The organism is Mycobacterium sp. E735, assembly GCF_001666955.1.
In the GTDB taxonomy this organism is placed as follows: domain Bacteria; phylum Actinomycetota; class Actinomycetes; order Mycobacteriales; family Mycobacteriaceae; genus Mycobacterium.
The window spans coordinates 1-8292 of sequence record NZ_LZIX01000095.1 but is presented as its reverse complement, the minus strand read 5'-3'; the positions used below and the strand labels follow the sequence as shown (position 1 = coordinate 8292).

The 8292-nt window shown below is 61.1% G+C and carries 8 protein-coding genes and 1 pseudogene; 1 reads left to right on the top strand and 8 read right to left on the bottom strand.

Features of this window, described 5'->3' with window-relative positions; translation table 11 throughout:
* The 8 genes and pseudogenes from A5704_RS08045 to A5704_RS08015 form a co-directional block, all read right to left on the bottom strand.
* Positions 1 to 900 (bottom strand): acyltransferase (locus A5704_RS08045; protein WP_231968928.1); only part of this gene is annotated, 900 nt, incomplete at its 3' end.
* A 457-nt stretch (positions 901 to 1357) separates the two neighbouring features.
* Positions 1358 to 1528 (bottom strand): annotated as a pseudogene (locus A5704_RS29115) (IS3 family transposase); the annotation flags it as partial.
* Between the two features lie 247 nt (positions 1529 to 1775).
* Positions 1776 to 2498: an SDR family NAD(P)-dependent oxidoreductase gene (locus A5704_RS08040; RefSeq protein ID WP_067888362.1), complete on the bottom strand. Its 723-nt coding sequence runs from the start codon at positions 2496 to 2498 to the stop codon at positions 1776 to 1778.
* Positions 2495 to 3427, bottom strand: coding sequence for a phosphoglycerate dehydrogenase (locus A5704_RS08035; protein ID WP_067888359.1), 933 nt, complete (start codon positions 3425 to 3427; stop codon positions 2495 to 2497). Before A5704_RS08035 ends, A5704_RS08040 begins: the two co-directional genes overlap by 4 nt.
* Positions 3424 to 4098 carry a cytidylyltransferase domain-containing protein gene (locus A5704_RS08030; RefSeq protein WP_067888356.1) on the bottom strand — a complete coding sequence of 225 codons (675 nt, stop codon included), beginning with the start codon at positions 4096 to 4098 and terminating at the stop codon, positions 3424 to 3426. The genes A5704_RS08035 and A5704_RS08030 overlap by 4 nt, the downstream gene beginning before the upstream one ends.
* 21 nt (positions 4099 to 4119) lie before the next feature.
* Positions 4120 to 5127 carry a glycosyltransferase gene (locus tag A5704_RS08025; RefSeq protein ID WP_231968926.1) on the bottom strand — a complete coding sequence of 336 codons (1008 nt, stop codon included), beginning with the start codon at positions 5125 to 5127 and terminating at the stop codon, positions 4120 to 4122.
* Between the two features lie 333 nt (positions 5128 to 5460).
* Positions 5461 to 6324: an SMP-30/gluconolactonase/LRE family protein gene (locus tag A5704_RS08020; RefSeq protein WP_082954800.1), complete on the bottom strand. Its 864-nt coding sequence runs from the start codon at positions 6322 to 6324 to the stop codon at positions 5461 to 5463.
* A 45-nt stretch (positions 6325 to 6369) separates the two neighbouring features.
* Positions 6370 to 7131: an FkbM family methyltransferase gene (locus tag A5704_RS08015; RefSeq protein ID WP_231968925.1), complete on the bottom strand. Its 762-nt coding sequence runs from the start codon at positions 7129 to 7131 to the stop codon at positions 6370 to 6372.
* A gap of 158 nt (positions 7132 to 7289) precedes the next feature.
* Here A5704_RS08015 and A5704_RS08010 point away from each other — a divergent pair.
* Positions 7290 to 8292 (top strand): glycosyltransferase (locus A5704_RS08010; RefSeq protein ID WP_067888365.1); only part of this gene is annotated, 1003 nt, incomplete at its 3' end.

Sequence of the window (8292 nt, the reverse complement as noted above, 5' to 3'; positions counted from 1 at the left end):
CTGCTCCGGTGCGGCACAACCCGCACCGATCACCAGCACCGCACCAACCACGGGAATCAGCGCGGCGGTCCCCGGGTAGGGCGTCGTCGCATTCAGCTCGGTACAGGCCAGCACAATCACCGCCAGACCTGCCCAACCCGCGATCGCGGCCAGCAATGCCGGCAGTCGACGCCACTGCCCAGCCGTGAGCGCCACCAGCCCGCCGGCGGCCAACTGCCAGGCCCTGGTCGGCAGTTGATAGAACGCCGAAGGAGGCCACGCGCGAGTGGCCGCCAGCGAGATCGAAAACGACAGCGCCGCTATCAAAGCAAGGGTCACGAAGTACGGTGTCTCCGACGACGCGGCGTGGGCATCCCTACGCCGACGCGTAAACCGGACTAGCCATGCGATACCGATGATCACGGCCGGCCACACCAGATAGAACTGCTCCTCAACACCCAAAGACCAATAGTGCTGGAACGGCGATGGGGGCATGTCAGAGGCAAAGTAGTCGGTGCCATTTTTAAGAAACCAGTAGTTGCCGACATACAGCGCGCTAGCAATGCCGTCACCGAATACGGCTCGGGCCTGCAACGGCGGTAAGAGAACAGCCGAGCCAATAGCGGTAACGACGCCGACCATGGCCGATGCCGGCAACAGGCGGCGGACCCGTGCGCCGTAGAACCGGCCCAGCAGGACGGTCCCGGCGGTCCTCACCTCGCGCCGGAGCAGCCCGGTAATCAGAAAGCCTGAGATGACAAAGAACACGTCCACGCCGACGAACCCACCACCGACCCGAGGCACATCAGCATGGAAGAGCACAACGGCTAATACCGCAACGGCACGCAACCCCTCGATGTCGAAGCGAAATGCCGTGTGCGCCGACCCTGGCTCGGAAGAGCTGTTGTCGCTCTTCGGCAGGAAGTCCGAAGGAGTGCTTTTGAATCGAATACGTTCTCGGATCCGCTGCCGACGGTTCGGCGTCAATGGTTCTGCCAACTTTGGGTTCGTCCCTCCGGGATCCCGCTATCTGCTTGTATTCACATCAAGTCCATGGCCACGCAAACTATGGTTAGCGATGCGCTCATAGACGATAGCGGTCGAGACAGAGGGGGCGTCCACAAACGGCAAATTAGGCAAGTTCCGGGCGTTGCGCTCCAACATTTTTGGCTGTCCAACTTCCGATGCGCTGGAGCGTGACCAGCGGGACGATCATGCCGCCCCAAGTGTAGGTGGTGCTCGTCCTAGTAGCCCAAAACGTCAGGGTGCCACCGTTACCTTGCCCATCCCGATAATTAGATCTAGCGCCGATCCGCTAGCGAACGCTTTGGCGTACCGGGGACTGCCCCGGGTTCAGTTGACTCGCGGGATGCGAATTTCAGGCCGCGGTTGCGACTGGTGTGTGGAGCAGTTCGAACTCTATCGGGGTGAGTCGGCCGAGGGCGCGTTGCCGGCGGCGGCCGTGGTAGGTCCGCTCGATCCAGGAGACGATCGCCAGCGGTAGTTCGGCTCGTGTGGGCCAGCGCCGCCGATCGACGATGTTGCGCTCCCGTTCCGGGACTTCCAGGGCGTTTCAATATGTTTAATCTGTTGCGCTTTGAGCTTGGGCCCGAAAGTGCGGAAAGTCATGGTTCTGAAGTCCTTCTCCCCGGCACGCACTCACACCGCGCTAAATTTCCAACAGGTCAAGTAGTTTAAAGCACTAAGCATTCGACAATCGCGGATACCGCCGGTGCACCAGTCAAGTCGCACATAAGGCCACTACCGCGCTGCGAAGTTTCTGAGCGCTCCGGTAGCTATTCGGAACCCAGGCGAGCCGTCGCTCCACCGTCAACGACTAATACCGTCCCCGTGATGAAGCGGGCGTCGTCGCCAATCAGAAACGACACCGCGCCGGCGACGTCGCGGGGCTCCCCGATGCGCCGGAGCGCGGTGCGCTGGCGCAGCAATTCCTTGCGCTCCTCGGCCGTCTCCCCCCAACGCGCAAACCCTTCACGAAGCTTCGCAGTGTCGATCGCTCCCGGAGCGATGGCGTTGACGCGGATGCTCGGTGCGAGGTCCATGGCAGCTGAGCGCACCCAGCCCTCTAGCGCCGCCTTTGTAGTGGCATAGGCCGTAATGCCGCCTGTCGTCGCCCGGCCGTGAACACTGCTGATGACTACAACCGACCCATCGTTGGCAGCCAGGCTTTCGCGCGTACCCGATACCAACGCATCCACGGCAAGGACGTTGACTCGCAATGCATTTGCCCACTCGTCGAAGGGCGTGTCCCCCGCCCCCGCAATTGGCTGCACTGCCCCGTTGTGTACGACAGCCTTCAGCTCGTAATCCCGGCCGAGTTGCCGGCCAATATCCACGAGCTGCTCGGACTGACCTAGGTCTACTTGTAGGTGGATATCAGCGGCCGCGGCGACATTCCTGTCGATCCCAATCGCGAAATATCCATCTCGGCGCACGCGGTCGCACAATGCCGTACCGATGCCCCCGGCGGCCCCAGTGACGATGATCGCACCGGTCACCGCGTCAGCTCCTCGACCAATAAGTCGACCGCAACGTTGCTCGCGCGGACTACTCCCTCGCGCGTGTTGGATCCGTTGTGCGCGCCCAACACGACGTTTGGCAACGTGCGCAATTCACTGTCCAGTGGCAGGGGCTCGACCTCGAACACATCGAGCGCTGCCCCCGCAAGCCGGCCAGCCTTTAGTGCCTCGACGAGGTCACTCTCGACAACAACCGGACCTCGGGCGACGTTCACCAGATAGGAGGCCGGCCGCACCAGAGCGAGTCGATCCGCATTGATCAGATGATGCGTTTGCGGTGTCAGAGGGCAAGCTAGGACTATGAAACGGCTTGTGGTCAAAAGCTTGTCGAGTCTGACAATCGGCACCTCTGCTTGTGCAGCGTCGGCGAAAGGATCATAGGCAACGACATCCATGTCGAAACCTTTTGCACGTTTTGCTATTTCGCGACCAATGACACCGAAGCCGATGATTCCGAGCTGCGCGCCGGCAAGAGTCACGCCTTCGACCTTGGGCCACTCGCCACGTCGCACGGCGGCGTCGACCGTGATGTAGCCGCGAACCAGACACAAGATGTAACCGAACGCCGAATCGGCCACCTCATGACCGAAGACCCCCGGAGTGTTCCGTACCGTCACGCCGTGCTCGTGCGCAGCCTCACGGTCGACGGAGTCCATGCCAATGCCCCAACGGATTACAGTCTTGAGCCTGGGTACGCCATCGAAGAAGGTGCGGTCAAGCTCATCATCGCCCGCGATGATTCCGACCAGACGCTCCCCGTACGCTAGCAGATCGGCGGACGTAAATTGTTGCCGCCCAGCGAGATCCGGTGCCAGAACTTCGTAACCGAGTTTCTCGATTCGGTCGCGGTGTCGCGGGAGTTCGACCTGCATCTGCCGGCATGTAATGAGGATCAGCGGGAGACTCATGCGCCGATCTCACGACTGCCGGCGATCGCGGCCGCCAACGAGAAGTCTTCTTCATTGTCGATGTCCACCGCTTCCAGGTGCCCCATTTCGACCATGAACGGGCGCGCACCGATACGAGTACCGCGCTCGCGCAGAAGCTCGGGGGTGAAGATGAAGAAGCAAGAATTCTCGATGAAGAGCGGTGGCAGATCCTGAGTCCGAAGCAGCACAGACGGATCGTGATTAATGGGACGGGTTTCGGCATCCCAGAGTCGAGCATGCAGGCGAGTGACGCTGAACATCGAGTCGTACTCTTGACCGGGTGTGCCGAACAACTTCAGTGCCGCAGAAACCGTGTCGACCTTTAAAAATGGATTCGTCGAGTGAGTCTGCAGGACGATATCGGCGTCCACCTGGTCGAGCGTATTAAGAAGCACATCGTTCATGGCAATATTGCCGTCGCGCAGGTGCTCGGGTCGCAACAGCACCCGCACTTGCGGGAAGTGTTCGGTGCAGTCCTCGATGATGAAGTCGCTGTCAGTGTCGACCACGATCAGGTCGATCTCGGGTACGGCAGCCAGGGTCCGGACCACGTGGTGGTACAGCGGAATTCCTGCAAGGAGGCGATAATTTTTGCCTGGGACGCGCTCACTGTTGTGGCGCATTGGTACGACGGCGACGGTGCGGCTCATTGCTCCCTAACGGTGGCTGATTCAGGAGTCTTCGGAGTACACGATCTTGCGACCGGGTGCGGGCGCGGGTTCGTTACTCTGTGCTTCGGCCGGATAGTAGAAGCGCTCCAACAGCCGCGCCGACACGTGGTCTGGCTCCCGGAAGCCTTGCCATGCCCCGACGAACTGAGCCAATCGAAATTGCGGGATGCTCAGCGCGTTGCTGAGTAGCACGTTCGCCTTGAGCGCATCGCGGTAGTCACTCGCGATGTTCGACAACGCGAGTCGTAGCGCCCGTGGCAAGGACATGTCCGAGCCCTTGACGATGCGGGCGTAGGCCATCGCCTCCCGGCGATACCGGTTGCGAATGGTGCTCCATGTTTCCTCATGCACATGGACGACCGGCGCGTCCGCAACATAGGCAATCTTATATCCCCTGTCGAGAGCCTTCTTGGCAAAGTCGAGGTCTTCGAGGCCGGTTAGCGTCTCGTCGTAAGGCGTCTCTCGCCACACCGACTTCAGTACGGCGGCATTGGCATTGTTGCTGAACGGGTGTTCCTGATCCCAGATGTTCTGGTTCGGAAACCATTTCAGCATCACCCGTGATTCCGAGAACTTGGTTCGCTCATCTCCGACCTGGCGTCCGTAGGCGATGGCCACACCGTCGCGGTTGAAGGCGCCGACGATGTGCTCGACGTAGGTGTTGTAGACGGGGTAGACGTGCGCCGAGACGAAGAGCAATATGTCACCGCTCGCCGCGCCGCACCCCTTATTAAGCGCACGGCCAAAAGAGAATTCGTCCTTAGCGATGGGCACGACGGTACACCCGGCAGCTTGTGCTACCGCGACGGTGTCGTCGGTAGAACCCGAGTCGACGAGGATTATCTCGTCGGGCTTGACAGTCTGCTGGTCGAGTCCCTTCAGCAAGCGACCGATGTGCTTGCCCTCATTCAATGCGCGGATGACCGCTGACACCCGACGTGGCGAGTTCTTCTCACTCATTGCTGTTGACGGGGCCCCATTGTGGTCGGCCAAAATCGGCAAATTCATCGTGGAACGGTGCTCTCCGCACGCAACGGATGCACACCGCTTCTACCCAGGTTGTATACCGAAACGTCCTCGGCTGCCGCAGTTTGGACACCACCATTCCTCTCTGCACCTTTTTCTGAACCAAGCGCACCTAACCGCACAGCTAGCTCATCAATCGACCGTAAGTGTCGGGTTTACCGGCGGCGGAGCGACGGCTGCAGTCGGTAACGATACTCGCGGACCGCGGAATGGGAGGCAGATGCCCCGTAGTACTTTCCCCGGCGCCGAACAGCTCCCAGGATCGCTTAGAAATCCGACGGTCGTCAGCGGCTAGGAGCCACACCCTGATCGCCATCACCCACCGAAGTCGGGCATGACCGCCCCGCGCGAGCCGGTATGCACTGCGAATATTGCGCCAGCAGAGGGTTGTTCATCGTCCGCTAGGGCCTGGCGCGACGTGGTGATGTACAACAGATCACGGCGATCGCCGCCGAATGCGCAGGAACTGACCTGGCTAACGCCCGGCACGCTAATTTTCTCGACGAGGCGACCGTTCGCATCGTAGTGGTTGACCGCTCCACCCCCCCACAACGCAACCCAAAGCCCGTCGTCTTCATCAATCGCCATCCCGTCGGGGTATCCCAATGTGCGGTCGAGAAAGAGATGGACGCGGCGGTCGGACCATGCGCCCGTCTCAGGCTCGACACTGAAGGAATCAATGCGCCGAGTCGGTGTGTCGATGTAGTAGACGCGGGTGCCATCCGCCGACCATTGGACCCCATTCGAGATTGACACAGGTGAAAGCAATTTGATGACCCGATAGTCGGGAGTTACACGATAGACTTCTCCCCCGCCAGGCCGGCCGTCGTAGGCCATCGTGCCTACGACGAAGCCGCCGAACGGATCGCAGCCGCCGTCATTGGTACGGATTCCGGGATCACCGGTGACGCTGGCGATTCGCTCGAATGCCGAAAGCTCATCATTCGCTCCAACGAGCCCATGCTCCGTAGCGATCACGTATCCACCGGATGCCCGATGTCTGATCACAGTTGCTACCCGACTAGGTACTTTCCAGCGGGACAATTCCCCAGCGGGACCGACAGCAACGACTTCACCCGCAAGAACGTCCGCGCACAAGAGTCGGCGGGTAGACGCGTCCCAATACGGGCACTCACCGTGGTAGGCCACGGGAACGGTCACACGTTCAGCACTACGCATAAGAGCTGGCAACCAGCTTTACAACCTCAATGGCTTGCCTCAACGCTAAAGTTGGTAGGCCATGCGGATGGCATCGACTACGGGGCCGGCGGCTCCTCGACGCAAAAATACGCAGTCGTTCTGGGAATCAAAAGTACCGTGCGGTGGGTACTCCTTGACCAGTGTGAACCCTGCACCGTCGACCATCTCCTCAACCTGAGGCCGTAGCGCTATCCCCTGGTAGAGCGGCAACTTGAACAGCTCAAGGTGCAGCGCAACGCAGTCGCCGGCGGAGAGGTAATTCGCTGCCCCTTCGAGGATCTGCCGCTCAGCACCCTGCGCGTCGATCTTGAGCACATGGTAGTGCTCGGAGCGGCCGGCCAGCACAGCGTCGAGAGTGGTGCAGTGGATCTCCTCGACGTGGTCTAGACGCGCCCGTTCGAACCACGTTTCAGCAAGGTAAGAGGGGCCCAGAGTGCGCAACGCGTCAAAGTTTTCGCGCACGTAGTCGAGGTTTTCCCGAAACAGGGACGAGCCTTGACCCCCGTGGCCGGCGTACACGTAGAAGGGCAGCGTAGCCGGCTCACTCCATAGAGCGGCATCTATGCTGACGACGCGAGGCGTCTCTCTTCGCGGGTCGCGCGGCTCGAACTTGAGAACATGGCTAAGGAGGTCGGACCGCTTATGCCAGGGACAGGGCAAAGAGCCAACTGAGCCTACGTCGATCAGTCCGACGACCCCCTTTCCACCCCGGTTTACAACCCCATAGCCATGGGCCCTGTCGATAGCGCTTCGCGCAACTCGGTGCAGGGTCTCGAGCGTTCTCATCCCGCCACCCTATAAGCAGGTCGCAGCTAAGAAGGTTGCAGCCTAGGGGCGAATAGCAGCCGGCATCTGGCGTCCGAAGCCACTTGCCGAGCAGTCTGCATCCCTGCTAGCAAGAAGTGCGCAAGCCGCTCAAACACTGCAACACGGCAAGGACCTCAATGAGATTTGCGCTGGCCAGCTATGGAACTCGCGGTGACGTCGAGCCTTCCGTCGCCGTCGGGCGGGAACTGCTGCGCAGGGGGCATGAAGTCCAGATGGCCGTGCCGCCCGAGCTTGTGAGCTTCGCCGAATCGGCCGGGCTCGCGGCGGTGCCCTATGGGCCGCAGGTGAAGGACTTCTTGAACGAGGAGTTTCTTCGCAACATGTGGCGAGACTTCTTCCGCACTGCCTGGACGATCCGCGGTCCGGTCAAGGTGGTCCGCAGGGTGTGGGAGCCGATCATCCGCTACTGGAACGACGTGAGCAGGACGCTCATGTCGGTGGCCGACGGAGCGGACCTCCTCTCCACCGGCTTGAATTTCGAGCAAGCCGCCGCCAACGTCGCGGAGTATTACGACATTCCGCTGGCCACGCTGCATCATTTTCCGATGCGGGCCAATGGCCAGCTGGTTCCGAGTGCCCCGGCGCCGGTGGTCCGCTCGACGATGACGGCAGTCGAGTGGCTGTTCTGGCGCTCGACGAAGAAGACGGAGAACGCACAGCGACGGGAACTGCAGCTGCCAAAGGCCAAGCGTCGCTCGCCGCGCCGAATCGGCCAACGTGGTTCGCTGGAAATCCAGGCTTACGATGAGGCGTGCTTTCCCGGCCTGGCGGCCGAATGGGCGAAATGGGGCGATAGGCGGCCCTTTGTCGGTGCGCTGACGATGGAGCTGACGACCGACGCCGATGAGGATGTGGCCTCTTGGATCGCCGCGGGTCCACCGCCGATTTGCTTCGGCTCGGGGAGCATACCGGTCGAGTCGGCGACCGAGACGGTCGAAATGATCGCGAAGGCGTGCGCACAGCTCGGTGAGCGGGCATTAATCTGTTTCGGCGCAACCGATTTCAGCGATGTCCCCCAGCTCGACCACGTCAAGGTCGTGGGCGTGGTCAACTACGCTTCGGTCTTCCCTGCCTGTCGCGCCGTTGTGCACCACGGTGGCTCGGGAACCACAGCGGCAA

Coding starts and splice junctions, on each gene's coding strand:
- A5704_RS08035 (WP_067888359.1), bottom strand. CDS start 3,427: ATGAGTCTCCCGCTGATCCTCATTACATGCCGGCAGATGCAGGTCGAA.
- A5704_RS08030 (WP_067888356.1), bottom strand. CDS start 4,098: ATGAGCCGCACCGTCGCCGTCGTACCAATGCGCCACAACAGTGAGCGC.
- A5704_RS08025 (WP_231968926.1), bottom strand. CDS start 5,127: ATGAATTTGCCGATTTTGGCCGACCACAATGGGGCCCCGTCAACAGCA.
- A5704_RS08020 (WP_082954800.1), bottom strand. CDS start 6,324: ATGCGTAGTGCTGAACGTGTGACCGTTCCCGTGGCCTACCACGGTGAG.
- A5704_RS08015 (WP_231968925.1), bottom strand. CDS start 7,131: ATGAGAACGCTCGAGACCCTGCACCGAGTTGCGCGAAGCGCTATCGAC.